This window comes from Cupriavidus sp. MP-37 (genome assembly GCF_020618415.1).
In the GTDB taxonomy this organism is placed as follows: Bacteria; Pseudomonadota; Gammaproteobacteria; order Burkholderiales; family Burkholderiaceae; genus Cupriavidus.
The window spans coordinates 556683-582324 of record NZ_CP085345.1; the positions used below are offsets into that span (position 1 = coordinate 556683).

Genomic DNA, 25642 nt, shown 5'->3' on the forward strand with positions numbered 1-25642 from the left:
CATGACATCCCCGCGTCATGAAGCAGTCACGATGGGCCCATAGAGTGAGCGCCTGCCGCGGCTTCCCAAAGGATTGGCCACATGACACGCAAACGGTATGTCGTCGCGAGCTTGGGTGCGCTCGCCCTTGCAGGCATCGTTGCCGCCTGCGGTTCGGGGAATGATGGGGGCGATTCGGGGCCGGTCAGCCCGGCTCCAGCCGCGGACGCCGCGGTATCGGTCAAGATCATCGGGCTCAATGATTTCCACGGCAATTTGGAAGCGCCCGGCGGCGGCGTGGTAGTACAGGATGCCGCCAACCCGGCTGGCACCCGTGTTTCAGCGGGCGGCGCCGCGTATCTGGCCTCGCTGATCCAGAGCCTGAAAGCGAAGAACCCTAACAACGTCGTGGTGGCGGCCGGAGACATGGTCGGCGCGTCGCCGCTGGTTTCCGGGGCGTTCCATGAGGAGCCGGCGATCGATGTGCTGGGCCAGATGGGCCTGGAGATTTCCTCGGTGGGCAACCACGAGTTCGACAAGGGCCGCGATGAGCTGCTGCGGCTGCAGCACGGCGGCTGCTTTCCCAGGTCGGCTGACGGCCGGCGCGGCATTGTCGGCGTGGATACGTGCATGACGAACGGCGCGTACGCGGGGGCGAAGTTCCAGTACCTGGCTGCCAATGTCATCGACCAGGCGACCGGCAAGCCGCTGTTGCCGGCCTACCGGATCAAGACCTTTGACTGGGCCAAGGTGGCCTTTATCGGCATGACGCTGAAGGATACGCCGTCGGTGGTGACGCCCGCGGGTACCACGGGCCTGACCTTCGAGGCCGAGGCGGATGCGGTGAACAAGCTGATTCCTGAACTGCGGCAGCAGAACGTCAATGCGATCGTGGTGTTGCTTCATGAAGGCGGATCGACCACGGCGGGCATGGTGAACGACAAGAGCTGCCCGGGACTGAACGGTGCTGTCGTGTCGATCGTCGACAAGCTGGATCCCGCCGTGGATATCGTGATCAGCGGCCACACCCACCAGGAATATGTCTGCACCCGGCCAGACGGCAAGTTGCTGACGCAGGCGGGCTTCTACGGCCGGCTGGCTTCGGAAATCGATATCACCATCGATCCGTCGACGCGCAAGGTCTCGTCCAAGGTGGCCAACAACCGTGTCGCGGTCAATGATCTGGTGATCAAGGACAACTACGGCAATCCGATTGCGCTGCCTGCTGGCTACACCGCGCTGACCAGGGACGGCGCCGTCGATGCAATGGTCAAGCGCTACGTGGAACTGACCGCGCCGATCAAGAACGCCGTCGTGGGTGCCATCACCGCGAGCATCGATCGCACCCAGACGGCGGCGGGCGAGTCGGCACTGGGCGACCTGGTGGCGGACGCCTACCTGGCCGGCACGTCCGATGCGTCGTTCGGGCCGGCGGTGATCGCATTCACCAATCCGGGCGGGCTGCGTCAGAACCTTACGTACGACGCCGCCACCAATGGCCAGACCACGTTCGGGCAGCTCTATGCCGTCATGCCCTTCGGCAACAGCATGGTGACGATGACCCTGACCGGCGCGCAGATCCTGCGCCTGCTGGAACAGCAATGGGAGGCGCCGCAACCCGCGGGCGGGCGGGTGCTGCAGGTTTCCAGCAGCTTCACCTACACCTGGGACGCCAGCAAGCCGGCAGGCGCCGCCGCGGGCCAGGGCAACCGTGTCGATCCGGCCTCGCTCAGGCTCAACGGCGTCGCCCTCGACCCGGCCAAGACCTACCGCGTCACGGTGAACAACTTCATGGCTTCGGGCGGTGACAACTTCACGGTGCTGAAGCAGGGCACGAACCAGCAAGCCGGGCCGGTCGACATCGATGTCTTCGAAGACTACTTCAAGGCAAGATCGCCGGTCAGCCCGGGCGCGGCGAACCGGATTACACGCCTGAACTGATACGCATCCGGGCCGTTCCAGCCTAGGCCCGCGCGTCGGCGGCGGCCAGCCGCATCCAGCTGGCCACGGCGCCGGCGCCGGCAAACGCCGCGCCCAGTGCCAGCGCCAGTCCCGGGCCGTGATCGCCGGCGATGCCGAAGCACAGCGCCACCAGCGCCGCGCCCGTGGCCTGCCCCAGCAGCCGTGCCGTGGCCACCACGCCACTGGCGCCGCCGCTGCGCTCGCGCGGCGCACTGGTCATCAATGCCTTGAGATTGGGCGACTGGAAAAAGCCGAACCCGGCGCCGCACAGGCACATGCGGATGCCGATATCGAGCGTGCTGGGGTTGGCCGGCAGCAGCGCCAGCGACAGCATGCCGGCACTGAGCACCGCCAGCCCCACGCCGCCAAGCACGGCCGGCGGGTAGCGGTCGGACAAGCGCCCGGCCAGTGGCCCGATCAGCGCCACCACCACCGACCATGGCGTCAGCAGGAAGCCGGTTTCCACCTGCCCTCGCCCCAGCACGTGCTGGAAGTAAAACGGCAGCGAGACAAAGGCCAGGCCCTGCGCGGCGAACGAGCACACCGCCGTCAGCGTCGACAGCGCGAACATCGGCCGCCGGAACAGGTCTACCGGCAGCATCGGCGCCGGATGGCCGCGCTCGCGCCACAAAAGCAGCGCGAACGCCACCGCGAAGATGCCCGCCGCGGCCAGCGACAGGTGCAGCGGCGCGCGCTGCGCGCCCTCGCCCAGCGCCAGGATCAGCGCGGCGAAAGCAACCACGCTGAGCACCGCTGCAACGCGATCGAAACCGTGCGTGCTGCGTGCCGTCTGCGGCAGCGAGCCGCGCCCGATCGCCAGCGCCAGCAGGCCGATCGGCAGGTTGACGGCAAACAGCCACGGCCACGTGCCGAACGACAGGATCACCGAGGCCACGGTCGGCCCCACCGCGAACGAAACCCCGACCACCAGCGCATTCAGCCCCAGCCCGCGCCCAAGCCGATGCGTCGGAAAAATGGCGCTGATCAGCGCCGTGTTGACACTCATGATGGCCGCGGCTCCGATGCCCTGCAGCACCCGCGCCGCCGCCAGCGTCGGCAGCGACCACGCCAGCGCGCACACCACCGAAGCCGCCGTGAACAGCAGCACGCCGCCCAGGTAAATGCGCCGGTGGCCCACCACGCCGCCCAGCGCCGCGAACGGCAGCAGCGTTGCCACCATGGCCAGCTGGTAGGCGTTGATCACCCACACCGAAGCCGCGGGCGTGGCGCGCAGGTCTGCCGCAATCGATGGCAACGCCGTATTGGCGATGGCGGTATCGAGGGTGGCAAGGGCGACGGCAATCAGGATGGCAGCCATGCCGCGCCGCTCGCGCGAGGTCATGGCGTCGGCCGCGGAGGCGGTCTGGAGAGGGGCTGTGCTGGACACTGTCTTTACCGGTTGCCGCCATGGCCGGGTTCGGCGGTGCGGGGGCGATCATTCAGGCAAGACGATACGGGAAAACCCTTCACCTTGCTGAAGACGCCTTCATATGTATGCACATTACCCTCCGTAAACCAAAATAGATGACACCCAACATCTATTGAATAAATGATGATCATCATCTAAGATTTGCGAAAGCCCAATTCTCCAGCGAGGTCTTCAGATGGCACGTGCATCACGCGAGCAAACCGACAAGAACCGCGAGGCGATCGAACAAGCGTCGTCGCGGCTGTTCCGCGAGCGCGGCCTCAACGGTGTCAGCGTGGCGGAGCTGATGGCCGGCGCCGGCCTGACCCATGGTGGCTTCTATGGCCACTTTGCCTCGAAGGACGCGCTGGCGGCGCAGGCCTGCAAGCGCGCGTTCGAGGAATCGACCGCGCGCTGGGAGCGCCGCCTTGCACGTGCCGGCGGGGACCGCAACGCGATGCTCGCCAATCTGGTCGAGCCCTACCTCACCGCCGCGCATTGCGCCAACCCCGGCGTCGGCTGCGCGGCCGCCGCGCTGGCCGTCGATGTCGCCCGCGAGCCCGCCGGCGCACCCGTGCGGCAGGCCTATGCGGATGGGCTGCGAACGATGATCGATGACATGGCACAGACCGTGGCGTCCGACGACCCGCAGGAACGCCACGAGCAGGCGCTGGTGCGCATGGCTTTGCTGGTCGGCGCCCTGACGCTGGCGCGCGCCACCGAAGGCGATCCGCTCTCCGACCAGATGCTGAACGCGGTGCAGGCGCACCTGCTGGGCCGCACCGGCTAGCACCGATTCTCCCCCGAAGACTGACCAACATCCCGCGGCCGAACGCAGCGGGATGCCCTTCCTTTGCCCTTTTCCCTGACCCACACCGAAACCGAGACACGAGAGCCCCATGTTCGCGCAAGCCCTTTCCAGCCGGCTCGACCGGCGCGGCATCCACTACGCATGGCTGATTGCCGCCCTGACCTTCTTGGTGATGCTGACCACCTCGGCCGCGCTGGGCCTGCCCGGGGCCTTCCTGCAGCCGCTGACCAGGGAGATGGGCTGGAACACCGACCAGATCTCGTCGATCCTGGCTTTCCGCTTCGCGCTGTTCGGGCTGATGGCGCCTTTCTCCGCGCTGCTGATGGATCGCTTCGGCGTGCGCAACGTGGTCTGCGCCGCGCTGGCGTTGATTGCCGGCGGCATGGCGCTGGCCACGGTGTCGACGCAGTTGTGGCAGCTCTTCGTTGCGTGGGGCCTGATGCTCGGGGTCGGCTCCGGGCTGACCGCGCTGGTGCTGGCCGCCGTAGTGGCCAACCGCTGGTTCAGCGCGCGGCGCGGCCTGGTGATCGGCATCCTGACGGCCAGCGCGGCCACCGGCCAGCTGGCGTTCCTGCCGGTGGCGGCCTGGCTGATCGAGCATATGGGCTGGCGCGTGGCCGTGCTGCCGGTGCTGGCCGCCTGCGCGGCGCTGGCGCTGCTGGTGTTCGGGCTGATGCGCAACCGGCCCGCGGATGTCGGGCTGGCGGCGTTCGGCGAAGTGTCATCCGATCCGGCCACGCTGCCCGCCGCCCCAGCGCCCGCGCCCTTTACGTTGCGCGGGCCATTCCGCGTGCTGCGCGACGCCGCGCGTACGCAAACATTCTGGATCCTGGCGGGCACCTTCTTCATCTGCGGCCTGAGCACCAACGGCCTGATCCAGACGCACTTCATCGCACTGTGCGGCGACTTCGGCATGGGCCCGGTGCCTGCAGCGTCGGCGTTGGCCATGATGGGCGCGTTCGATTTTGTCGGCACCATCCTGTCGGGCTGGCTCTCCGACCGCTATGACAGCCGCAAGCTGCTGTTCTGGTACTACGCGCTGCGCGGCCTGTCGCTGTTCTGGCTGCCGCACTCCACCTTCACGCTGTACGGGCTGTCGATCTTTGCGATGTTCTACGGGCTCGACTGGATCGCCACGGTGCCGCCGACGGTCAAGCTGGCGGCCACCGCTTTCGGGCGCGAGCGCGCGCCGATGGTGTTCGGCTGGATCTTCGCGGCCCACCAGATCGGCGCGGCCGTGGCGGCGTTCGGCGCGGGCTTGAGCCGTACGCTGCTGCTGACCTATACGCCGGCACTGTACGCGGCGGGGGCGGCGTGCCTGGTGGCGGCGCTGATGGCGTTGATGGTCAGCCGGCAGCGGGCAGCGGCAGCCACCGAGGCGGCGCGGGCGTAGCCTGCGCTGCCTCGGTGCCGGCACCTGTGTCGCCGCCGCAGGCGGCCAGCGGCGAGGCTACCGGCAATGAGCGGAGCACCAGGCCCCCATAGTCGTAGCGTCGTCGTCATTGCTGCCGCTTTCGCTGAAGACTCGCAGGGCATTCAGAACGAATGCGCAATGCCGGTGTACGCGCCCAGCTGGTTGCGGCCTGGCGCCGGGTTGTTGTTAGTGGCTTCCACCGAGAAGTTCGCCGTGGCGCTGTTCTGCACCGTGCCGACGCTCGCATAGAGCAGCGTGCGCTTGGACAGACTGTAGTTGGCGCCCAGCATGTACAGGTTGGCGTTGCCGCCACCCTGGTTGACGGTCACCCGGTAGAACGCGCCGATCAGCGTTAGCGCGGGCGTGAGCTGGTAGTTGGCGCCGACCCAGTAGTGGTTGGCCCGTGTCGGCGCACCGGCGGGACTGTCCGGGGCCGACAGGTTTTCATAGCCGGCAAACAGCTTCACGGCACTGATCGTCACCGTGCCGCCCAGCGTCAGTTCCTTCGAGGTCGTGAACAGGTCGCTGTACTTGCCGTTGACATCGCGCGCCACATCGTAGATCGCGCGCAATTCAAATGTCGGCGCGGTATAGGTCAGCGAAAGCATGTCCTTGCGCAGCCGCGTGGCCGAGCCAGGGTCTTCGCCCAGGCCGGTCAGCACCTGCGCGCTCAGGCCGCCAAAGCTCGGGGTCTCATAAGAGACCATGTTGTTGTGACCCGGCCAGTTGCGCCCCCGCACCAGCGTGGCCGTGCCGATGAACTGCTGCCCGGTAGGATCCAGCGCCCACAGTGCATCCGCCAGGGGCTGGTTCTTGCCCATGGTCAGCGTGCCCCACCCGCCTTGCACCCCCACGTACGCGCGCCGGTTGAACAGCGCATCGCCGTTGGTGCGGCCCTTGGTGGCGCCGAAGCCCGATTCTAGCTGGAACAGCGCCTTGAGCCCGCCACCCAGGTCTTCATTTCCGCGCAGCCCAAACATGCTGGTGCCCCACTGGTTGTCAGCGCCGCGCCAGAGCGTGCCGGACCCGCCATCCGGGGTCTGCACATTGGTCTGGACATCGACGCCGGCCACCACGCGACCATACAGCGTCACATTGCTCTGCGCGCACGCCGTCGCGGCGCACACGCCGAAAACGGCGGCGCCGGCCATCATTCTTGCCAAATTGTTCACTGCCTTGTCTCCTCGTCCGGATGCGCGGCCGTTGCGGCCGGCTCCTGGCTTTCAACCCCCTTCGGTCCCCTTCTTCTTGCTCGCGGTGTCGCTATCTGGGTCGGCCTCCCTCCTTTGCTATTGCTGCTGCAGGTCGAAGATGCATGTCATCGGCACCCACTTCACCCCCGGCGGCGTCCACGGCGTGGGCGCCTGGAAGGTCCACATCAAGGCCTCCCACTCGCGGATGCGGGCATCGCTTTCGCCCGCGCGCGCAAACGCGTCGGGGTCGTAGCGGGCATCGTCGGTGTCCATGACCATCACCAGGCGCGTGCCCAGGCGCCAGATCTCCATGCCGGTCACGCCGTGGCGGCGCAGGTGCTGCGCCACCTCCGGCCAGATGCGGCGGTGATGGGCTTCATAGGCAGCGATTTGCTGCGGGTCGTCCTTCAGGTCCAGTGCCAGGCAGTAGCGCATGTCGTCCTCACGGAGTTGGGGCGGCTTACGTCAGCGCGCGGTCCAGGTGGGTATAGCCGCCGTCAACGAAGACCCATTGCCCCGTGGTGTGCGAGGCGCGCGCCGACAGCAGGAAGACCGCGCTGGCAGCAATCTCGTCGGCAGTGGTCATGCGGTGGCCCAGCGGAATATGCGCGGTGATGCTGGCCAGCTTGTCCTGTGGCGCTTCGAACCCCTCCAGCCAGCTCTGGTACAGCGGCGTCATGACCTCGGCCGGCACTACCGCATTCACGCGCACACCGTCGGCTGCAAGCGCTGCGGCCCATTCGCGCGTCAGCGCCAGCTGCGCGCCCTTGGCGGCGCAATAACCGCTGGTATTGCCTTGCCCCGTCAGCGCGGTCTTGGACGAGATATTGACGATCGCGCCGCGGCTGGTGCGCAGGTGTGGCAGGCAGTAGTGCGCCATCACGTAGTAGTGCACCAGGTTGCGCTCCAGCGACTGCACGAAGGCATCGCGCCCAGCCTCCAGGCCGACGCTGTCATTGACGCCGGCGTTGTTGACCAGCCCGTCGATACGTCCAAAACGCATCGCCACATCGGCCACCATGTCGCGGCAGGCCGGCTCGTCGGTCAGGTCGAACTGGTAGAAGCGCGCGCGCGGCTGCAGCGCCATCAGGCGGTCGCGGAACGCCGGCGTCATCGCCGACTTGCCGCAGATCACCGGCACCGCGCCCTCGCCGGCCAGTTCCAGCGAAATGGCCGCGCCAATGCCGCTGGCACCGCCGGTAACGATCACGATCTTGTCTTGCAGATGCAGGTCCATGTCTGTGTATCCCGAAGGGCCGCTTTGTCAGGTCGGTTTGTCAGGCCGGTTTGTCAGGTGGTTTGCAGCCCGTAGCAGCGTGCCGCGGTGCCGCCCCAGAAGGCGTCTTGCTCATCCGCGCTCAGGCGCAGGTCCGACCAGCGCCTGACGATGCCATACACCCCGCCATAGGGCGCAGCGAGCGTGCAGACCGGCCAGTCCGAGCCGAACATCAGCCGCGCCGGGCCGAATACGTCCAGCGCCGCGTCCAGGCACGCATCGATGGAGGTCATGTCGGCCGCCTGCAGGCCGGCACGCCAGTCGGCCTCGGTGACCAGGCCGGACAGCTTGCAGACGACATGCGGCAATGACCGCAGCGGCCGCAGCGCCGCGCGCCACGCGGCCAGCGCGGACGATCCGTGCACCGCCCCGGCAATTGGCGGCTTGCCCAGGTGATCCAGCACCAGCCAGTGCCGGTCATGCCGGGCACAGAACCTGGCGGCTGCTTCCAGCTGGTGACTGAAGACCAGCACGTCATAGGCATAGCCGAGCGACTGCAGCCGGCCCATCGCATGGGCCACCGTGTCCAGGCCGAGGAATTGCGCGGCATCGGCCTCGTCCTGCACCTGGTGCCGGAAGCCGCGCAGCCTTGGCGCCGCGGCCCAGTCCTGCAGGCGTTGCGCGAAATCCGGCGCACGCAGGTCTTCCCAGCCCACCACCGCGGCAATCCACGGATGCTGGTCGGCCAGTTCGAGCAGGAAGCGGGTTTCGTCGGTGCCGGCGCGCGCCTGCACGGCAATGGCGGCATCCATGCCATGCGTGCGCAGGTGCGGCAGCAGGTCGTCCGGCATATGGTCGGCCGCCAGCGCCTGCAGGTCCGGTCCGATCCACGGATACGCCTCGGGCCGGTAGCGCCAGAAGTGCGTGTGCGCGTCGATGCGAAGCGTGGCCATCGCTAGCCCCGGAAACGGTGCAGCGCCAGCGAGGCCGGCTTCATGGTGATCGAGAATCCCGGCGCCTGCGGCGGCATGTAGGCCGCGTTGCGGACCACGCAGGGGTCGACGAAGTGCTCGTGCAGGTGGTCGACGTACTCGATCACGCGCCCTTCGCGGGTGCCCGAGATGCAGACATAGTCGATCATCGACAGATGCTGCACGTACTCGCACAGCCCCACCCCGCCCGCATGCGGGCATACCGGCAGCCCATGCTTGGCGGCCAGCAGCAGCACCACCAGGATCTCGTTGACGCCGCCCAGCCGGCAGGCATCGATCTGCACCACATCGATGGCGCCGCGTGTCATGAACTGCTTGAACAGGATCCGGTTCTGGCACATCTCGCCGGTGGCGACCTTGACCGGCGCCACGCCCGCGCGCACGGCGCGATGCCCTTCCACGTCATCCGGGCTGGTGGGCTCTTCGATAAACCACGGCCGCGCAAAGCCCAGCTCGCGCACCCAGGAGATCGCCTCATCGACTTCCCAGACCTGGTTGGCATCGATCATCAGGTGCCGGTCCGGGCCCAGCACTTCACGGGCGATGGAGACGCGCCGGATATCGTCCTGCAAATTGCGTCCGACCTTAAGCTTGACGTGGCGAAAGCCGCCGTCCACGGCCTCGCGGCACAGCCGGCGCAGCTTGTCGTCGTCGTACCCCAGCCAGCCCGCGGAGGTGGTGTAGCAGGGATAGCCCTCGCGCTCGAGCGTGCGGATGCGCTCGGCCTTGCCCGGCGCCTGGCGGCGCAGCAGCGCCAGCGCCTCGTCGGGCGTGATGGCGTCGGTCAGGTAGCGGAAGTCCACCACGCGCACCAGTTCCTCCGGCGAGAGGTCGGCCACCAGGCGCCATAGCGGCTTGCCCTCGGCCTTGGCCCACAGGTCCCAGACCGCGTTGACCACCGCGCCGGTGGCCAGGTGAATGGCGCCCTTGTCCGGGCCGATCCAGCGCAACTGGCTGTCGGAAGTGACGTGGTGCCAGAAGCGGCCCATGTCCTCACGGATCCAGTTCAGGTCCAGTCCCACCAACAGGTGGCGCATGGCTTCGATCGCGGCGCAGCAGACCTCGTTGCCGCGGCCGATGGTAAAGGTGAGGCCGTGTCCTTCCAGGCCGGGCTGGTCAGTTTCCAGAATGACATAGGCGGCGGAATAGTCGGGGTCCGGGTTCATGGCATCCGAGCCATCGAGCTGCGCGGAGGTCGGGAAACGCACGTCGAGGACGCGCATCGAGCAAATCTGGGTCATGGCATGGCTTGAGTGGTTGGCGGATCGGGATCGACGGCTCAGGCGGCGGCCGGTATGCGCACTGGCGCGTGCACGGTCTGCTGGCTCTGCTGGCCAAGGCCCTCGATGCCCAGCCGGATGGCCTGGCCGGCGCGCAGGTAGACCGGCGGCTTCTGCCCCAGCCCCACGCCCGGCGGCGTGCCGGTGGAGACAATGTCGCCCGGCTGCAGGCTCATGAAGCGGCTCAGGTAGCTGATCAGCTCGGCCACGCCGAAGATCATGGTGGACGTGCTGCCGTCCTGGTAGCGGCGTCCGTCCACTTCCAGCCACAGCCGCAGCGCCTGCGGGTCGGGAATCTCGTCGGCGGTGACCAGCCACGGGCCGATCGGCCCGAAGGTGTCGCAGCCCTTGCCCTTGTCCCAGGTGCCGCCGCGCTCCAGCTGGTACTCGCGCTCCGAGACATCGTTGATGACGCAGTAGCCGGCCACGTGCGACAGCGCTTCCTCGCGCCGGATATCGCGGCCGCCGCGGCCGATCACCACGCCCAGCTCTACCTCCCAGTCGGTCTTCAGCGAGCCCGCCGGGATTTCGATATCGTCATCGGGACCGCAGATGGCGCTGGTCCACTTGCCGAAGACCACCGGCTCGGCCGGCGGCTCCATGCCGGACTCGGCAGCATGGTCAGCGTAGTTCAGGCCGATGCAGACGAACTTGCCGACCTGGCCCACGCAGGGCCCAAGACGCAGGTCATGCTGCGGCCGGCCCGGCACGCGCGGCAGCGTGTCGGGATCCAGCGCGCGCAGGCGGGCGATGCCCTCCGGCAGCAGCGCGGCACCGGCAATATCCCCGATCACGCCGGACAGGTCGCGTACGTCGCCGCGCGCGTCGAGCAGGCCGGGCTTTTCGTGGCCACGCGGGCCATAGCGCAAGAGTTTCATGGAAGGATCTCGAAATAGTCCAGGGTGGGCGATGGCGTCAGTTCGACCAGCCGCCGTCGATCATGTGGATGGCACCTGTGACAAAGGCGGACTCATCGCTGGCCAGGTAGACCGCCAGCGCGGCCACCTCCTCGGGCGTGCCGATGCGGCCCATGGGCTGGCGCGCGGCAAAGGCGGCGCGGATCTCGTCGATATCGCGGTGCTGCGTGCGTGCCTGCTCGGCGATGCGGTCCGACAGCGACGGCGACGCGATGGTCCCCGGGCAGATCGCGTTGCAGCGTATGCCTTGCGTGACGAAGTCCGCGGCAATGGCCTTGGTCAGGCCGATCACCGCGGCCTTGGTGGCGCCATACGCAAAGCGATTGGGCACGCCCTTCACGCTCGACGCTGCCGACGACATGTTGATGATCGAAGCGCCACCCGCGGCCAGCATCTTCGGCAGCAGCGCCCGCACCAGCCGGTACATCGAGCTGACGTTGACCTGCCAGCTGTGGAGCCAGTCCTCTTCCGAGCACTCCAGCACGGTGCCGTGGTGGACAAAGCCCGCACAGTTGAACAGCACGTCAAAGGCAGCCTCGCCGGCGGCCAGTTGGCGGATGGCCTCGGCATTGCAGACGTCCAGCGTCATGGTGCGAACGTTGGCTTCACCCGCCAGCGCGGCAAGCGCCGCCGGGTTGATATCGGTGGCCAGCACTTGCGCGCCTTCCGCGGCAAAGCGCCGGGCACTGGCCAGGCCGATGCCCTGCCCGGCGGCCGTGACGAGAATGCGTTTTCCTTGGAGTCTCATGGGAAACCTGTTGCGATGGTCAGTTGGACCGGATGGGTGGAAGGGATATGGCCGGCCTACTGCTGCTCTTCGCCGGTGAGCCGGGCGAGCATCAGCGCGCCGAGGATGATGGCGCCGTAGATCGCCTGGATCCAGAACGACGGCACCTGCGCCAGCGTCAGCACGTTCTGCACCACGCCCAGCAGCAGCACGCCGCACAGCGCCCCGGTCATGCTGCCCTTGCCGCCATCGAGCGACACGCCGCCGATGACGGCCGCGGCAAAGACCGTGAAGATCATGCCGTTGCCCTGGTTGGCATTGATGGCCCCGACATAGCCGGTAACGATGAGCCCGCCCAGTGCGGCCAGCGCGCCGGCCAGGATGAACACGCCCCAGGTAATGCGCTCGACGTTGATGCCGGCCGCGCGCGCCGCCGGCGCATTGCCTCCGATGGCGTAGAGCGCGCGCCCCAGCCGGTGGTAGCGCAGCATCACGCCGGCGATGCCAAAGGCGGCGGCCGCCAGCCAGACCGACAGCGGCACCCCGAGCACTGTGGTGGTGGCCAGCGCAAAGAACGGCTGCGGCATGTCGAACAGCGTTCCGCCCTGGGTGGCGCCCACCAGCATGCCGCGCAGCACGATCAGCATCGCCAGCGTGACGATGAATGCGTTCAGCCGCAGCCTGACCACCAGGAAGCCGTTGATCAAGCCGGTCAGCGCGCCGACGGCGATCACCACCAGCAGCCCGGCCGCCACCGGCCATTCGGTGCCGAAGCCGGCCGATGCCGCCGGAATCACCAGCATCGCGCCCAGCGCGGGGGCGATGCCGACGGTCGATTCCACTGACAGGTCGAACTTGCCGGTGATGATGATCAGCGACTCCGCCAGCACCACCAGTGCCAGCGCCGCCGAGGCACCCAGCACGCTGACCAGGTTGGCCTGCGTCAGGAAGCTGGGGCTGACCAGCGCGCCGATGCCGACCAGCACCAGCAGCGCGGGCACCAGCGCGAATTCGCGCAGCCGTTCCAGGCGCAGGCGCCGCGCCGGGGCCGCATTGCGCTGCGCGGCTGAGGCTGCCGCGATGTCATGCGCGATGTCATTCGATTCCATGCAGGCTTACTCCTTCGATAGAGGCAATCAGTTCGCTGTCGTCCCAGCCGGCCGCGAACTCGGCCTGCACGGTGCCGCTCAGCATCACCAGCACGCGGTCGCAGGCGCGCAGGTCGTCCAGTTCATTGCTGACCAGCAGTACCGCCTTGCCCGCCTGGCGCTGTTGCTCGACCACCTCGAGCAGGGCCTGGCGCGACTTCACGTCGACGCCGGCGGTGGGATCGATCAGCACCAGCACATCGGGGTCGCTGGCCAGCGCGCGCGCCATCACCACCTTCTGCTGGTTGCCGCCGGAGAGCCCGCCCACCGGCTGCTGTTCATCGCGCGCGGCCACGGCCAGCGCGCGCATCATGTCGCGCGCCACCGCATGCTTGCGCGCGCCGGACAGGAAGCCGAAGCGGCCGAGCCGGTGCGGGATGGTCATGGTGGCGTTCTCGGCAATCGACTGCGCCAGCACCAGTCCTTCGCGATGGCGCTCCTTGGGTACGCAGCCCACGCCGCGCGCCAGCGCCTGCGCCACGTCGCCCGGCGGCAAGGGCACGCCGTGTACGCGGATGCTGCCGCGCGCCGGGCGCCGCAGGCCGGCGACCGATTCGCCCACGCCGGTGTGGCCGCTGCTGGTGGCGCCGGTCAGGCCCACCACTTCACCGGCACGCACCTGCAGCGAAACCTCTTCAAAGCGAGCGCCACCAAGCTGCTCCAGCTCCAGCACCACGGGCGCATGCGCCACCGGCGCGCGGCTGCGGGGATCGGCCAGCGCCAGTCCGCCGCGCTCTCCGGTCATCGCCTCGATCAGCTTGTCCTTGGGCATGGCCGCCACCGGCGCGGTAACGATATGGCGCGCGTCGCGCAGCACCGTCACGGTCTGGCAGATCTCGTAGATTTCCTGCAGGTGGTGCGAGATGAACAGAAACGTCACGCCCTCGCGCTGCAGGTCGGCCACGCGCCGGAACAGGCGCCGGATCTCTTCACCGTCCAGCTGCGCGGTGGGTTCGTCGAGGATGATGAAGCGCGCCCCGTACGACAGCGCACGCGCGATCTCCACCAGCTGGCGTGCCTCCACCGACAGGTCGGCGGCCAGCATGTCCTCGTGCACATCGACGCGCCAGGTATCGAGCAGCGCGCGCGCCTGCCGGCGCAGCGCGGGCCAGTCGATCCAGCCGCGCCGCAGCGGCTGGCGGTTGACGAACAGGTTCTCGGCAACGGTCAGCGCGGGGATGATGGTGGAATGCTGGTAGACGCAGGCCACGCGGCGGCGCCAGGCCTCGCGGTCCGATACCGCTGGCGCAGGTTCGCCATGAAAAAAGATGCCGCCCGCGTCGGGCTGGCGCAGCCCGGTCAGCATCGACACCAGCGTGGACTTGCCCGCGCCGTTACGGCCCACCAGCGCGTGCGATTCGCCCGGCATCACGGTGAGGCGGACGTCGCGCAGCGCAAAGCTGGAGCCGAACTGCTTGGACACGCCGCGTGCTTCCAGCATCGGTGGCGCCGATGGCACCGATGGCGCCGGGATGGCGTCCGCGCTCATCGCTGGTTGGCCCACAGCGATTTGTCGTCGACGTTCTGGCGCGTCACCACCGGCGCCGGCAACTGGTCTTCCAGCACGCCCGGCGAGACTTCGACAATGGTGCTGCCGTGATCGGTCGGACCCGGCCGGAAGGTCTGTCCCGCCAGCGCCGCCTTGATGTAGTACAGCCCGTATTTGGCGTACAGGTCGGCTGGCTGCGAGATGGTGGCGTCGATCTCGCCCTTGCGGATGGCCTCGAACTCTTGCGCGATGCCGTCGTTGCTGATGACCACGATGTGTCTGGCATCGCCGGCCGGGTGCAGCATGCCTTTGCGGCGCAGCGTCTGCAGCGTTGGCGACAAGTAGACGCCGCCCGCATGCATGTAGATGCCCTTGACGTCAGGGTTGGCCGACAGCAGGCTGTCCAGCGCCGCGGCCGCCGCATCGGACTTCCAGCCGGCCGGGATCTCCAGCACCGTCAGGTTCGGGAAGCCCTTCATGCAGCCGCGGAAGGCCTCGGCGCGGTCGCGCCCGTTGACCGAGGCCAGATCGCCCATGATCTGGACCACCTTGCCCATCTTCACGTGCTGGCCCAGGAACTGGCAGGACTTGGTGCCGTAGGCGCGGTTGTCCGCGCGCACCACCATCGCCACCTTGCCCTTGGTCGGCGCCACGTCCACCGCCACCACCGGCACCTTGCGCCGCTCGGCAAGTTCCAGCGCCCGGCTGATCGCGGCGGAATCCAGCGGCGCCACCACCAGCCCGCGGGCGCCCAGGTTGATCAGGTTCGAAATGTCGGTGATCTGCTGGGCCGGGTCCTGGTTGGAGTTGACCGGCGCCAGGATGTCTACGCCGACCTCCTTCGCCATGCGCGGGATGTACTGGTTGTAGGCCTGCCAGAACGGCGAGGTCAGCAGCGGCAGGTTGACGCCGACCTTGCCCGCGTCTGCCGCCCGGGCCGGAACGGCAACGGCTGCGGCCGCCAGCGTGGCGGCGCAACAGACCATCCAGCGCGCCAGGCGCGGCGTGGTGCGCCTGGAATGCGGCAACGAAAGAGGAATGCCGGAAGAACCGCGAGTCGCCATGTTGTCTCCTTATGGTGCGGCGGTGCGCCCGCTGGGCTTGCCACCGCGCTTTCTGTAAATTTATTGGTGAACATATTATTCATACACGAATGTTTTGGCGTCAAGGACAGGATAGCTCGCGGTTTTCCCTGCAACGATGGAAGGCAATATCGGAGCGTCGTGCGGATCACCTGATATCAGCCGGCTTACACTTCGAAAAATGCAACGCTACACAAAGCAAACGAGTGCCATTACAGAAGAGCTAGCCGTGGAAGAAAACGACCGTTACCGCGCCCCCGCCCTGGACAAGGGGCTGGATATCCTGGAATTGCTGGCCGAATACCCCGACGGCCTGACCCGCGCCGAGATCGTCAAGGCGCTGGGGCGGGGACAGAGCGAGATTTACCGGATGCTGGAACGCCTGGTAGCGCGCCAGTACGTGATGCGTTCCCCGGGCGGGGACCGCCATGCGCTGAGCCTGAAGCTGTTTGCGCTCGCCCACCGGCATCCGCCGGTGAACCGCCTGGTGACCCAGGCGCTGCCGCTGATGGACCAGTACGCACGCCAGGCGGAGCAGTCCTGCCACCTGGGCATGTATGACCGCGGCAACGTGCTGATCGTGGCGCAGGTGCCCGGACCGGGCGCGTGGGGACTTTCCATCCGGCAAGGCGCGCGCGTCAGCCTGATCGATACCGGCTCAGGCCACGTGCTGCTGGCCTGCCAGACCGATGCGCGGCGCCAGCAGATGCTGGACGAACACCATGCGGTGGAGGGGGAAGTGCAGATCCCGCGCGAGGAACTGGAGCAGACCTTCGCGTCGATCCGGGAACTGGGCTACAAGCAGCGCGACAGCCTGCAGTCTTTTGGCGTCACGGATATCAGCTGTCCGATCCTCGATCCCCAAGGCCATGCGATGGCGGTGCTGACGTCGCCGTATATCCGCAGGATCGACCGGCATGTCGGGCCAACGCTGGATGAAGCGCGGGCGCTGCTGATCCGCACGGCGCAGGCGCTGTCGGTGAATCAGCAGGCGGAAGGGAAAGCATGACGGGAACCGCTGGTTCGCTTCAGAACTTCGGGATGCGCAGGGTCTTGCTGACCATCAGCGTGCCCGACAGCGCGAACAGCAGCACCAGGGGATGCAGCACGGCGGGGCCCAGCACCCATGCGCCGCCAGGCAGCTCGCCGCCCAGCAGGCCCTGCGCGGCGCACCATGCCAGCACGGCGGTCAGCAGCACGCTGGTGGGGATGGGCGTGCCTTCGAAGTACGCCACCTTGCCGCTGTCGCTGCCCGCGGCCAGCGATTCGGCGGTGACGTTGAAGCGCGCCAGCCGGCTGACGCCGCAGCAGACAAAGTAGATCAGTATGGCGAGGTCCCAGCCGCCGCGCATGCCGGCGGCAAAGGCCAGCGTGGCGGGGCCGACGCCGAACGAGATGACGTCGGCCAGCGAATCCAGCTCGCGCCCCAGTGCGGAATGCGCGTGGCGCCAGCGCGCGATGCGGCCGTCGAGCACGTCGAAGATAAAGGCCAGCGGCGCCAGTGCCGCGGCCGTATAGAAATGCGACAGCTGCTGGTCCGCGACGAAGAACATCGCGAAGAACACCGATCCCATGCCGCAGGCCGCGTTGCCGAGCGTGAAGACATCGGCCAGCTGCAACTCGCGCAGCATCGAGAAATGGCGGGGGCGTTCGGGCCGGGTGTTCATGGCGCGCTTACAGGACCTTGGATACGTGGTGCACGTTGGGCGGCGCGGCAAAGGTCTCCGCCACCAGGCCGCGCCATTGCTGGAACTCCGGCGATTCGCGGAACAGGACCATATGGTCGTCCACGGTTTCCCAGTCCACCACCAGCGTGTACTGTTCCGGCTGCTCGATCGAGCGGAACAACTGCACGCCGTGGCAGCCGTGCGAGCGCAGGAACAGCGGCGTGGCCTGGCTTACGCCATGCTCGAACTGCTTGTCCATGCCGGGCTTGATGGTGATTTGCGCGATTTCCTTGATCATGACGTGGTAGGCGATGAAGTGGATGCCGGCGCCGGTCGGGTACCGGCGGGTCACTACTACCTTAGCACGATCGCGGCGTCACATGCCCGCGGCAAGCATTCCGTTACACGCGGGAGTTAGCATCGTCCACCTTGCCACGACCTGCCGAAACCGCCATGCGCCTGCCCCTGCCTGAATGCAGCATTGCGCTGCCCGCACTGTCCCTGGCCTGCCTGCTGGCCGTTCCGTCCGGCGCGGATGCTGCAACGCAGCCATGCGGCAGTCCCGCGACCGCGCTGGCCGACGTGCGTGCCCCCGGCCAGGCCTCGCCGCTTGCGGGACGCATGGTCGAATTGCAGGCCATCGTCACGGCGGATTTCAGCGGCGACGGGGGTCTGCGCGGCTTCTTCCTGCAGACCGCGGACGCGCAGCGCGTGCATCGGCCGGGCCGTTCGGAGGGGCTCTTCGTCTATGCGCCACGCGCCCGCGCCAATGTGGGCGACATGGTGCGCGTGTCCGGAAAGATCGAGGAAAAATTCGGACAAACTCAACTGGTGCTGGCTGGCACGCCGACAGTATGCACGCAGGGCCTGTCCGTCACGCCGCAGACGCTGACGCTGCCACTCGCCCACGAGTCCGACCTGGCAGCGCTGGAGGGCATGCTGGTGCGCCTGCCGCAGACGCTGACCGTCAGCGACACACATGAACTTGGCCGTTATGGCACGGTGGTGCTGAGCCACGGGCGACCCGTCGCGCCCACCCAACAAGCGTTGCCAGGCCCGGCCGCGCGGCAGGCTGCGGCAGCCAATGCCCGCAACCGGTTGCTGCTTGACGACGGCTCGACTCGCCAGTTTCCCGCCGTGGTGCCCTACCCGCCCGCGCGCCTGTCGGCAGAGCATCCGGTCCGCGCCGGCGATACCGTCACCGGCGTGCAGGGCGTGCTGGAGCGGCGCCACGGACAGTGGCGGCTGCAGCCGGTGCGCGGTGCCGGCGCACCGGTCTACCAGCGCGCCAACCCGCGCCCCGCAGCGCCGCCGCGGCATCTCGCCACGGCACTGCGGTTGGCGGCCTTCAACCTGCAGAACTACTTCAATGGCGATGGCCAGGGCGGTGGCCTCGATGCGCCCGGCAACCGCGGCGCGCAGGACACGGCAGCGCTGGCACGGCAGCAGGCCAAGCTCGTGGCCGCACTGCGCGGGCTGGACGCCGACGTGATCGGCCTGATGGAGGTCCAGAACAATGGCTACGGCCCGAACGGCGCGATCCGCCAGCTGGCCGCGTTGCTGGGGCCCGACTGGCGCGTGGCCGATCCCGGCAGCCCTGCGCTGGGCGCCGATGCCATCGCGGTCGGGCTGCTATACAACGCGCGCACCGCGCTGCCCGCCGGGCGGGCGGCCACCACATGGCTGGGCGAGCGCAGCCGCCAGCCGCTCGCGGCCACCTTCCGTGCCGCGGCGGGCGGCGCGCCCGTGACGGTGGTGGTCAACCATTTCAAGTCCAAGAACTGCGTCGAGGTCGCCGGCGCGCAAGCGGACCAGCGCGACGGCCAGGGCTGCTGGAACCCCGCGCGCGTGCAGGCCGCCGACACCCTGGCCCGCTGGCTGGCCACCGCGCCCACCGGCATCGCGGACGCGGGCGTGCTGGTGATCGGCGACCTGAACAGCTACGCGATGGAGGACCCGATACGCCTGCTGGCGCGGCACGGCTACGCCGATCTGGTCGCGCGCTTTATCGGCGCGCACGCCTACAGCTATGTCTATGAGGCCCAGGCGGGCTACCTGGACCACATGCTGGCCGACGCCAGCGCCGCAGCCCGTGTCGTTGCGGTCCATGCATGGCATGTCAATGCCGACGAGCCCGCGGCCTTCTCCTATGCCCCGCGGCCGGGGTCCGGCGCCGCGCCGGAGTTCTATGCACCCGGCCCCTACCGGTCGTCGGATCACGACCCCCTGGTGGTCGATTTCGCCAGCAGCCCGCGCGCCAGGTAGAGCACGATGGCCAGGTTGGCCGCGGCCAGCCCGCCATGCAGCCAGCTGGGATGGACCAGGGCCTCGTACAGTTCCAGCGGGATGTAGATGCCACCCGACCACACCCCGAGCCAGTTGCCCCACGCCAGCCCGCGCCACAGCCCATAGGCCTCGGCAAAGCGCATCAGCGCATAGACCGCGGCCGAGCCGCCGATGGCCCACAGCCGCGCATTGTCGGGATGCTGCAGCAGCGACAGGAAGATGGTGGGATAGCGGCTGGCGGGATTGACGTGCCAGCGCTGGATGATGGCTTCGGCCAGTGCCTGGGCGTCGCGATGCAGCAGCGCGGCCAGGCCCAGCCCGGCCACGATCACCAGCAGCCCCTTGGCGGCCTCGAACAACGCAATGCTCCTGAGGCCCAGTGCGCCCTGCTTTGCCATGCGGTTTCCTCCGGTCGATGCAAGCCGTGCAAAGCCGGTATTGTGCAATATCGCGAGCGGGCCCTGGACCAGGGGCACGCTATGACGCGGGCTGGGCCTCCAGCAGCGACTTGAGCCGGCGCACCGCTTCGGTGGACTCGGCCTGGAGCTGGTCACGCAACGTCAGGCGGTTGATCAGTGCGAACAGCAGCGTCGGCGAGCGGTAGCGGAACTCCCGCTCGAAGCGCGTGCGTTCGGCCGAGGGCGTCAGCGAGGGGGACATCGCGGGCGTCAGCCGGTAGGTGATGGTGCCGACGCGGTGGCCAGCGGCCACCCCCTCGATCGACCACGTCCGCGGCGGCTGGCTTTCGATCACGGTCCAGACCACCACGCCGCCGCGCCGCGCCAGCATGAAGGTCTCGGCCACGCGCTCGCCGCGCGCGAGCGGATGGTCGGTCGCGCCCGCCACCGCCAGCGACGCCGGATGCCAGGCGGGCCAGTGGCGCGGCGTTGCCACAAAGTCGAAGACCTGCGCCGGCGGGCGCGCGATCACCACCTCGTCATGGATGGCGGTGCGGTCCAGTCCCGGCAGCGGTGCCACCAGCGCGCCCACGGTGAGCGCGGCGAAGACGAATCCCCAGAGCAGTTTCCTGTATCGGACAAGCATGACGGCGGGACAGGACGCAAGCGGGGCGCACCCGTGCATCCCGTACGCATGGCGCGATGCTTACAGTGTAGTGACTGCCCGGCATCGCGCCAGTCCCGTGCGTGGCTCAGCGCGCCACCGGGGCGGCGGCGCCCTCGGCCGCAGGCGCGGGGGCCGCAGCCACCGTTGCCGGCAGCGGACCCCAGCCCCCGCCCAGCCGGCGCACCAGCGATACCGTGGCGGCCGCGCGCAGGCCGGCCACCTGGTTGGCCTCGCGCTGCGACTGCAGCACGGTGCGGTCGGCATCGATCACCGTCAGGTAGTCGACCGCGCCCGCATCATAGCGGCTGCGCGAGATCCGCGCCGCACGCCTGGCGCCGCCGAGTGCGCTGTCCAGCGCGCCGGCCTGCTGGCTGAGCCAGCGCACGTCAGCGAGGCTGTCTTCCACCTCGCGGAAGGCCACCAGCACGGTCTGGCGGTAGCTCGCCACCGTTTCCTCGTGGGCGGCGCGGGCGCCGGCGAGGTTGGCGCTGTTGCGGCCGCCGTCGAATACGGTCTGCGCGATGCTCGAGCCGATCAGCGGCCCCAGCATCCAGGTGCGCGAGGACCACTTGAACAGGTTGGACAGATCGGCCGACTCAAAGCCGAACAACCCGGTCAGCGTGATGCGCGGGAAAAACGCCGCCTTGGCCACGCCGATGCGCGCGTTGGCCGCCGCCATCTGGCGCTCCGCCGCGGCGATGTCCGGGCGCCGCTCCAGCAGCTCGGACGGCAGCCCGGCGGGGATCGCCACCGGCGCGGCATCGAACGGCCTGGACGGCAGCGAGAACGCCGCCGGCGGCACCCCGGTCAGCACTGCCAGGGCATGCTCCTGGTTGGCGCGGCGGCGCTCGATGCCGGCCAGGTCCGCGCGCGCGGTGCCGAGTTCCGCTTCGGCACGGGCGGGATCGAGATCGGTGGTTTCCCCGGCGTCATAGCGCTTCTTCAGCAGCGACAGCGCATCTTCGCGCAGCCTGATGGTGGCGTTGAGCAGGTCGCGCTCGCTGTCGAGCGTGCGCAGCGCGAAATACGCCTGCGCCACGTCGGCCTGCAGCGCCAGCTGCACCGAGCGGTACAGGTCTTCCGCGGCCTCGCCTTCGGCGCGGGCGGCATTGACGCTGGACGCGACCCGGCCGAACAGGTCCAGCTCATAGCTGGCGAAGGCGCGCGCCTTCAGCACCGTCTGCGGCGGCACGCGGGTGCCGTCGGGCAAGCCCTGCGACGCTGCCGAAGGCTGCGAGCGGGTCGGATCGAGCCCCACGCTGAGTTGCGGGTAGAGGTCCGCCTCGGTCGCGCCGGTAAAGGCGCGCGCCTGCTTCAGGCGCGCCGCGGCGATGGCGAGATCCTGGTTGGATTCGCCGGCGGCGGCGATCAGGCGGTCCAGTTCGGCGTCGCCGAAGATCTTCCACCATTCGCCGCGATGCTGGCCCTCGGCCGGCGTCGCGGTCTTCCATTGCGCGCCTTCGGCCTGGGCGGCCTCGGCTTCCTTGAAGGCCGGCACGGTGGCCGTCTCCGGCACCTTGTAGGTCGGCGCGAGCGAGCAGCCCGCGAGGACTAGCGCCGCGGCCAGGGTGGCGATGCGAGGCAACTGCCTTGTGATATGGGCAATCATTTGATGTTTCCTGGATTGTCTTTGCACTGCTGAACATTGTGAGCCGTCGACTGTTGTCTCCCCTCTCCCATTTATGGGAGAGGGGCGGGGGTGAGGGCAGGAGCCACCACGAAGTGAGCGGCTCGATGCTTGACACACGCCCTCCCTCACCCCCGGCCCCTCTCCCGCGCGCGGGAGAGGGGAGCACACACTCGCTACTCGGCAGAAGCCACGGCCTGGTGTTCGACCTGCGCAATCTTCGCCCGCCGCTCGCCCCGCGTCGCCAGCAGCCGCAGCGCCACATAAAACACCGGCGTCAGGAACAGGCCGAAGAAGGTCACGCCGAGCATGCCCGCGAACACCGCCACGCCCATCGCATGACGCATCTCCGCACCGGCGCCGGTCGAGACCACCAGCGGCACCACGCCCATGATGAAGGCGAACGACGTCATCAGGATCGGGCGCAGGCGCAGGCGGCTGGCTTCGATCGCGGCCTGCACCACGGTGCGGCCGTGATGCTCCAGCTCGCGCGCAAACTCGACGATCAGGATCGCGTTCTTCGCTGACAAGCCCACCAGCACGATAAAGCCGATCTGCGTGAAGATGTTGTTATCGCCCTGCGTCAGCCACACGCCGGTCATCGCGGCCAGCAGGCTCATCGGCACGATCAGGATCACCGCCAGCGGCAGCGTCAGGCTCTCATACTGCGCAGCCAGCACCAGGAACACCAGTAGCACGCACAGCGGGAAGATCCAGATCCCCGCATTGCCGGCCAGGATGTCCTGGTAGGTCAGCTCGGTCCATTCGAACTTGATGCCCTTGGGCAGCGTTTCCGCGGCGATGCGCTCGGCGGCGGCCTGCGCCTGCCCCGACGAGAATCCGGGCGCCGGCCCGCCGTTCATGTCGGCGGCAGTGAAGCCGTTGTAGCGCACCACGCTGTCCGGACCGAAGCCTTGCTTGACCTGCACCAGCGACGACAGCGGCACCATGTCGCCGGCGGCGTTGCGCGTCTTCAGCTGCAGGATGTCCTCGGCATGGGCGCGGAACGGCGCGTCGGCCTGCACCTTGACCTGGTAGGTCCGGCCGAACTTGTTGAAATCGTTGACATAGGCCGAGCCCAGGTAGGTCTGCAGCGTGTCGAACACATCCGTCACCGGCACGCCCAGCTGCTTGGCCTTGACGCGGTCCAGCTTGACGTCGAGCTGCGGCACATTGACCTGGTAGTTGCTGAAGATGCCGGTCAGCTCGGGCGTGGCGCGCGCCTTGTTGGCGAACGCGTTGGTGGCCTCGAACAGCGCGTCATAGCCCAGCGCGGCACGGTCCTCGATCATCAGCTTGAAGCCGCCGATGGTGCCCAGGCCCTGCACGGGCGGCGGCGGGAACACCGCGATGAAGGCATCCTGGATTGCCGCGTACTTCTGGTTCAGCTCGGCCGCGATGGCCGCGCCGCCCAGCTCGGCGCTCTTGCGCTCCTCGAACGGCTTGAGCGTGGCGAACACGATGCCGGCGCTCGGGCTGTTGGTGAAGCCGTTGATCGACAGGCCCGGGAAGGCGACCGCCGATTCCACGCCCGGATGCTTGAGTGCGATGTCGCTCATCTTGCGGATCACGTCTTCGGTGCGGTCGAGCGTGGCGCCGTCGGGCAGCTTGGCAAAGCCCACCAGGTACTGCTTGTCCTGCGCCGGCACGAAGCCCTTGGGCACCAGCTGGAACACGCCCCAGGTCAGCGCCAGCATCACCGCATAGACGCCGAACACCGAGCCCTTGCGGCGGATCACGCCCTTGACGCCGCGGCCATAGCTCTCGGCGCTGCGGCCGAAGAACTTGTTGAAGCGCTTGAAGAAGCCGCCGAAGACGCGGTCCATCCAGCGCGACAGCCAGTCCTTGGGCGCGTCGTGGCTCTTGAGCAGCAGTGCCGACAGCGCCGGCGACAGCGTCAGCGAGTTGAACGCCGAGATGATGGTCGAGATCGAGATGGTCAGCGCGAACTGCTTGTAGAACTGCCCGGTCAGGCCGGTCATGAAGGCCAGCGGCACGAACACGGCGATCAGCGTCAGCGCGATCGCGATGATGGGGCCGCTGACCTCGCGCATGGCCTTGTAGGTGGCCTCCTTCGGCGTCAGCCCTTCCTCGATATTGCGCTCGACGTTTTCCACCACCACGATCGCGTCATCGACCACGATGCCGATCGCCAGCACCAGCCCGAACAGCGACAGCGCATTGATCGAGAAGCCGAACAGGTGCATCAACCCGAAGGTCCCGACGATCGATACCGGCACCGCCAGCAGCGGGATGATCGATGCGCGCCAGGTCTGCAGGAACAGGATCACCACCAGCACCACCAGCGCAATCGCCTCGAACAGCGTGTGCGTCACCGCCTCGATCGAGTGGCGCACGAACTGCGTCGGGTCATAGACGATGCTGTAGTCGATGCCGTCCGGGAAGTTCTGCTTCAGCTCTTCCATGGTCTTGCGCACGTCATCCGAGATCTGGATGGCGTTGGAGCCAGGCGCCTGGAAGATGGGAATCGCCACCGCGGGCTTGTTGTCGAGCAGCGAGCGCAGCGCGTATTCCGAAGCACCCAGCTCGATGCGGGCGACATCCTTCAGGTAGGTCACGGCGCCGTCGGCGGAGGTGCGCACGACAATATCGCCGAACTCTTCCACGGTGCTCAGTCGGCCCTGCGCATTGACCGACAGCTGCAGGTCGGCGCCGGGCAGCGACGGCGACTGGCCGATCACGCCGGCCGCCACCTGCACGTTCTGCTCGCGGATGGCCTTGATCACGTCGCCCGTGGCCAGCTGGCGCTCGGCCATCTTTTCCGGGTTGAGCCACACGCGCATGGCGTAGTCGCCCGAGCCGAACAGCTGCACCTGGCCCACGCCCTGCAGCCGCGCCAGCCGGTCCTTGACGTTGATCACCGCGTAGTTGCGCAGGTAGGTCATGTCATAGCGGTCGTTGGGCGAGACCAGGTGGACCACCATGGTCAGGTCCGGCGAGCTCTTGACCGTGGTGATGCCAAGCCGCCGCACGTCTTCCGGCAGCCGCGGCTCGGCCTGCGAGACGCGGTTCTGCACCAGCTGCTGCGCCTTGTCCGGGTCGGTGCCCAGCTTGAAGGTCACGGTCAGCGTGAGCAGGCCGTCGCTGTTGGACTGCGACGACATGTACAGCATGTCCTCGACGCCATTGATCTGCTCTTCCAGCGGCGACGCCACGGTTTCGGCGATCACCTTGGGGTTGGCGCCGGGGTACTGCGCGCGCACCACCACTGAAGGCGGCACCACCTCCGGGTACTCCGAGATCGGCAGCTTGAACATCGAGATGGCGCCGATCAGGAAGATCAGCACCGACAGCACCCCCGCGAAGATGGGGCGGTCGATAAAGAATTTTGAGAGATTCATCTTGGTCTCTGCGAAAG

22 protein-coding genes are annotated in these 25642 nt (G+C 68.1%); 5 read left to right on the top strand and 17 right to left on the bottom strand.

The genetic code is table 11. The features are described from left to right. Window positions 1-81 precede the first annotated feature (81 nt). Window positions 82-1920 carry a bifunctional UDP-sugar hydrolase/5'-nucleotidase gene (locus tag LIN44_RS19020; RefSeq protein WP_227315807.1) on the top strand — a complete coding sequence of 613 codons (1839 nt, stop codon included), beginning with the start codon at window positions 82-84 and terminating at the stop codon, window positions 1918-1920. Window positions 1921-1942: 22 nt separating this feature from the next. Here LIN44_RS19020 and LIN44_RS19025 read toward each other — a convergent pair whose 3' ends face one another. Next, a complete protein-coding gene (locus tag LIN44_RS19025) occupies window positions 1943-3283 on the bottom strand; it encodes an MFS transporter (RefSeq protein ID WP_227316367.1) in 1341 nt (446 codons plus the stop codon). A gap of 262 nt (window positions 3284-3545) precedes the next feature. Here LIN44_RS19025 and LIN44_RS19030 point away from each other — a divergent pair, with 262 nt between their 5' ends. After that, a complete protein-coding gene (locus LIN44_RS19030) occupies window positions 3546-4139 on the top strand; it encodes a TetR/AcrR family transcriptional regulator (protein ID WP_227315808.1) in 594 nt (197 codons plus the stop codon). 109 nt (window positions 4140-4248) lie between these two features. After that, window positions 4249-5553: an MFS transporter gene (locus LIN44_RS19035; RefSeq protein ID WP_227315809.1), complete on the top strand. Its 1305-nt coding sequence runs from the start codon at window positions 4249-4251 to the stop codon at window positions 5551-5553. A gap of 143 nt (window positions 5554-5696) precedes the next feature. Here LIN44_RS19035 and LIN44_RS19040 read toward each other — a convergent pair whose 3' ends face one another. The 10 genes from LIN44_RS19040 to LIN44_RS19085 form a co-directional block, all read right to left on the bottom strand. Further along, the gene (locus tag LIN44_RS19040; RefSeq protein WP_227316368.1) at window positions 5697-6728 is read right to left on the bottom strand and encodes a porin; all 1032 of its coding nucleotides are present in this window, start codon (window positions 6726-6728) and stop codon (window positions 5697-5699) included. A gap of 135 nt (window positions 6729-6863) precedes the next feature. Further along, entirely contained in the window at window positions 6864-7202 is a 339-nt protein-coding gene (locus tag LIN44_RS19045; RefSeq protein ID WP_227315810.1) for an L-rhamnose mutarotase, read from the bottom strand. A gap of 25 nt (window positions 7203-7227) precedes the next feature. Beyond that, on the bottom strand, window positions 7228-8004 hold the full coding sequence (locus LIN44_RS19050) for an SDR family oxidoreductase (protein ID WP_227315811.1): 777 nt from the start codon (window positions 8002-8004) through the stop codon (window positions 7228-7230). Between the two features lie 53 nt (window positions 8005-8057). Then, entirely contained in the window at window positions 8058-8936 is an 879-nt protein-coding gene (locus LIN44_RS19055; protein WP_227315812.1) for an amidohydrolase, read from the bottom strand. 2 nt (window positions 8937-8938) lie between these two features. Next, window positions 8939-10216: an L-fuconate dehydratase gene (locus LIN44_RS19060; RefSeq protein ID WP_227315813.1), complete on the bottom strand. Its 1278-nt coding sequence runs from the start codon at window positions 10214-10216 to the stop codon at window positions 8939-8941. Between the two features lie 38 nt (window positions 10217-10254). Then, window positions 10255-11133 (bottom strand): fumarylacetoacetate hydrolase family protein, encoded by an 879-nt coding sequence (locus LIN44_RS19065; RefSeq protein ID WP_227315814.1) that lies wholly within the window; start codon window positions 11131-11133, stop codon window positions 10255-10257. 37 nt (window positions 11134-11170) lie between these two features. Beyond that, complete coding sequence (locus LIN44_RS19070) at window positions 11171-11920, bottom strand: SDR family oxidoreductase (RefSeq protein WP_227315815.1); 750 nt, start codon at window positions 11918-11920, stop codon at window positions 11171-11173. Between the two features lie 56 nt (window positions 11921-11976). Further along, window positions 11977-13008 carry an ABC transporter permease gene (locus LIN44_RS19075; protein ID WP_227315816.1) on the bottom strand — a complete coding sequence of 344 codons (1032 nt, stop codon included), beginning with the start codon at window positions 13006-13008 and terminating at the stop codon, window positions 11977-11979. Continuing rightward, entirely contained in the window at window positions 12995-14488 is a 1494-nt protein-coding gene (locus LIN44_RS19080) for a sugar ABC transporter ATP-binding protein (RefSeq protein WP_227315818.1), read from the bottom strand. Before LIN44_RS19080 ends, LIN44_RS19075 begins: the two co-directional genes overlap by 14 nt. 44 nt (window positions 14489-14532) lie before the next feature. Next, window positions 14533-15522 (bottom strand): sugar ABC transporter substrate-binding protein, encoded by a 990-nt coding sequence (locus tag LIN44_RS19085; RefSeq protein ID WP_227316369.1) that lies wholly within the window; start codon window positions 15520-15522, stop codon window positions 14533-14535. Window positions 15523-15799: 277 nt separating this feature from the next. On the opposite strand from LIN44_RS19085, the gene LIN44_RS19090 reads away from it, so the two are divergent. Then, on the top strand, window positions 15800-16627 hold the full coding sequence (locus tag LIN44_RS19090) for an IclR family transcriptional regulator (RefSeq protein ID WP_227316370.1): 828 nt from the start codon (window positions 15800-15802) through the stop codon (window positions 16625-16627). 19 nt (window positions 16628-16646) lie between these two features. On the opposite strand, the gene LIN44_RS19095 is transcribed toward LIN44_RS19090, so the two are convergent. Then, a complete protein-coding gene (locus LIN44_RS19095) occupies window positions 16647-17285 on the bottom strand; it encodes a phosphatidylcholine/phosphatidylserine synthase (RefSeq protein WP_227315819.1) in 639 nt (212 codons plus the stop codon). 7 nt (window positions 17286-17292) lie between these two features. After that, window positions 17293-17583 carry an antibiotic biosynthesis monooxygenase gene (locus LIN44_RS19100; RefSeq protein WP_227316371.1) on the bottom strand — a complete coding sequence of 97 codons (291 nt, stop codon included), beginning with the start codon at window positions 17581-17583 and terminating at the stop codon, window positions 17293-17295. Window positions 17584-17738: 155 nt separating this feature from the next. Between LIN44_RS19100 and LIN44_RS19105 the strand changes: the two genes are divergently transcribed. Then, window positions 17739-19550 carry an ExeM/NucH family extracellular endonuclease gene (locus LIN44_RS19105; protein ID WP_227315820.1) on the top strand — a complete coding sequence of 604 codons (1812 nt, stop codon included), beginning with the start codon at window positions 17739-17741 and terminating at the stop codon, window positions 19548-19550. On the opposite strand, the gene LIN44_RS19110 is transcribed toward LIN44_RS19105, so the two are convergent. The 4 genes from LIN44_RS19110 to LIN44_RS19125 all read right to left on the bottom strand — a co-directional run bounded on the left by LIN44_RS19110 (window position 19502) and on the right by LIN44_RS19125 (window position 25625). Continuing rightward, window positions 19502-19969, bottom strand: a complete 468-nt coding sequence (locus LIN44_RS19110) for a DUF2127 domain-containing protein (protein ID WP_227315821.1) — start codon at window positions 19967-19969, stop codon at window positions 19502-19504. The two genes, LIN44_RS19105 and LIN44_RS19110, sit on opposite strands and share 49 nt — an antisense overlap. Window positions 19970-20048: 79 nt before the next feature. Continuing rightward, on the bottom strand, window positions 20049-20615 hold the full coding sequence (locus LIN44_RS19115) for an SRPBCC family protein (protein WP_227315822.1): 567 nt from the start codon (window positions 20613-20615) through the stop codon (window positions 20049-20051). 106 nt (window positions 20616-20721) lie between these two features. After that, window positions 20722-22245, bottom strand: coding sequence for an efflux transporter outer membrane subunit (locus tag LIN44_RS19120; RefSeq protein ID WP_227315823.1), 1524 nt, complete (start codon window positions 22243-22245; stop codon window positions 20722-20724). A 194-nt stretch (window positions 22246-22439) separates the two neighbouring features. Further along, window positions 22440-25625, bottom strand: coding sequence for an efflux RND transporter permease subunit (locus tag LIN44_RS19125; protein ID WP_227315825.1), 3186 nt, complete (start codon window positions 25623-25625; stop codon window positions 22440-22442). Window positions 25626-25642 lie beyond the last annotated feature (17 nt).

Excerpts from the sequence above, each read along its gene's own strand:
- LIN44_RS19020 (WP_227315807.1), top strand. The coding sequence starts at position 82 with ATGACACGCAAACGGTATGTCGTCGCGAGCTTGGGTGCGCTCGCCCTT.
- LIN44_RS19025 (WP_227316367.1), bottom strand. The coding sequence starts at position 3,283 with ATGACCTCGCGCGAGCGGCGCGGCATGGCTGCCATCCTGATTGCCGTC.
- LIN44_RS19030 (WP_227315808.1), top strand. The coding sequence starts at position 3,546 with ATGGCACGTGCATCACGCGAGCAAACCGACAAGAACCGCGAGGCGATC.
- LIN44_RS19035 (WP_227315809.1), top strand. The coding sequence starts at position 4,249 with ATGTTCGCGCAAGCCCTTTCCAGCCGGCTCGACCGGCGCGGCATCCAC.
- LIN44_RS19040 (WP_227316368.1), bottom strand. The coding sequence starts at position 6,728 with ATGATGGCCGGCGCCGCCGTTTTCGGCGTGTGCGCCGCGACGGCGTGC.
- LIN44_RS19045 (WP_227315810.1), bottom strand. The coding sequence starts at position 7,202 with ATGCGCTACTGCCTGGCACTGGACCTGAAGGACGACCCGCAGCAAATC.
- LIN44_RS19050 (WP_227315811.1), bottom strand. The coding sequence starts at position 8,004 with ATGGACCTGCATCTGCAAGACAAGATCGTGATCGTTACCGGCGGTGCC.
- LIN44_RS19055 (WP_227315812.1), bottom strand. The coding sequence starts at position 8,936 with ATGGCCACGCTTCGCATCGACGCGCACACGCACTTCTGGCGCTACCGG.
- LIN44_RS19060 (WP_227315813.1), bottom strand. The coding sequence starts at position 10,216 with ATGACCCAGATTTGCTCGATGCGCGTCCTCGACGTGCGTTTCCCGACC.
- LIN44_RS19065 (WP_227315814.1), bottom strand. The coding sequence starts at position 11,133 with ATGAAACTCTTGCGCTATGGCCCGCGTGGCCACGAAAAGCCCGGCCTG.
- LIN44_RS19070 (WP_227315815.1), bottom strand. The coding sequence starts at position 11,920 with ATGAGACTCCAAGGAAAACGCATTCTCGTCACGGCCGCCGGGCAGGGC.
- LIN44_RS19075 (WP_227315816.1), bottom strand. The coding sequence starts at position 13,008 with ATGGAATCGAATGACATCGCGCATGACATCGCGGCAGCCTCAGCCGCG.
- LIN44_RS19080 (WP_227315818.1), bottom strand. The coding sequence starts at position 14,488 with ATGCTGGAAGCACGCGGCGTGTCCAAGCAGTTCGGCTCCAGCTTTGCG.
- LIN44_RS19085 (WP_227316369.1), bottom strand. The coding sequence starts at position 15,522 with ATGGTCTGTTGCGCCGCCACGCTGGCGGCCGCAGCCGTTGCCGTTCCG.
- LIN44_RS19090 (WP_227316370.1), top strand. The coding sequence starts at position 15,800 with ATGCAACGCTACACAAAGCAAACGAGTGCCATTACAGAAGAGCTAGCC.
- LIN44_RS19095 (WP_227315819.1), bottom strand. The coding sequence starts at position 17,285 with ATGAACACCCGGCCCGAACGCCCCCGCCATTTCTCGATGCTGCGCGAG.
- LIN44_RS19100 (WP_227316371.1), bottom strand. The coding sequence starts at position 17,583 with ATGATCAAGGAAATCGCGCAAATCACCATCAAGCCCGGCATGGACAAG.
- LIN44_RS19105 (WP_227315820.1), top strand. The coding sequence starts at position 17,739 with ATGCGCCTGCCCCTGCCTGAATGCAGCATTGCGCTGCCCGCACTGTCC.
- LIN44_RS19110 (WP_227315821.1), bottom strand. The coding sequence starts at position 19,969 with ATGGCAAAGCAGGGCGCACTGGGCCTCAGGAGCATTGCGTTGTTCGAG.
- LIN44_RS19115 (WP_227315822.1), bottom strand. The coding sequence starts at position 20,615 with ATGCTTGTCCGATACAGGAAACTGCTCTGGGGATTCGTCTTCGCCGCG.
- LIN44_RS19120 (WP_227315823.1), bottom strand. The coding sequence starts at position 22,245 with ATGATTGCCCATATCACAAGGCAGTTGCCTCGCATCGCCACCCTGGCC.
- LIN44_RS19125 (WP_227315825.1), bottom strand. The coding sequence starts at position 25,625 with ATGAATCTCTCAAAATTCTTTATCGACCGCCCCATCTTCGCGGGGGTG.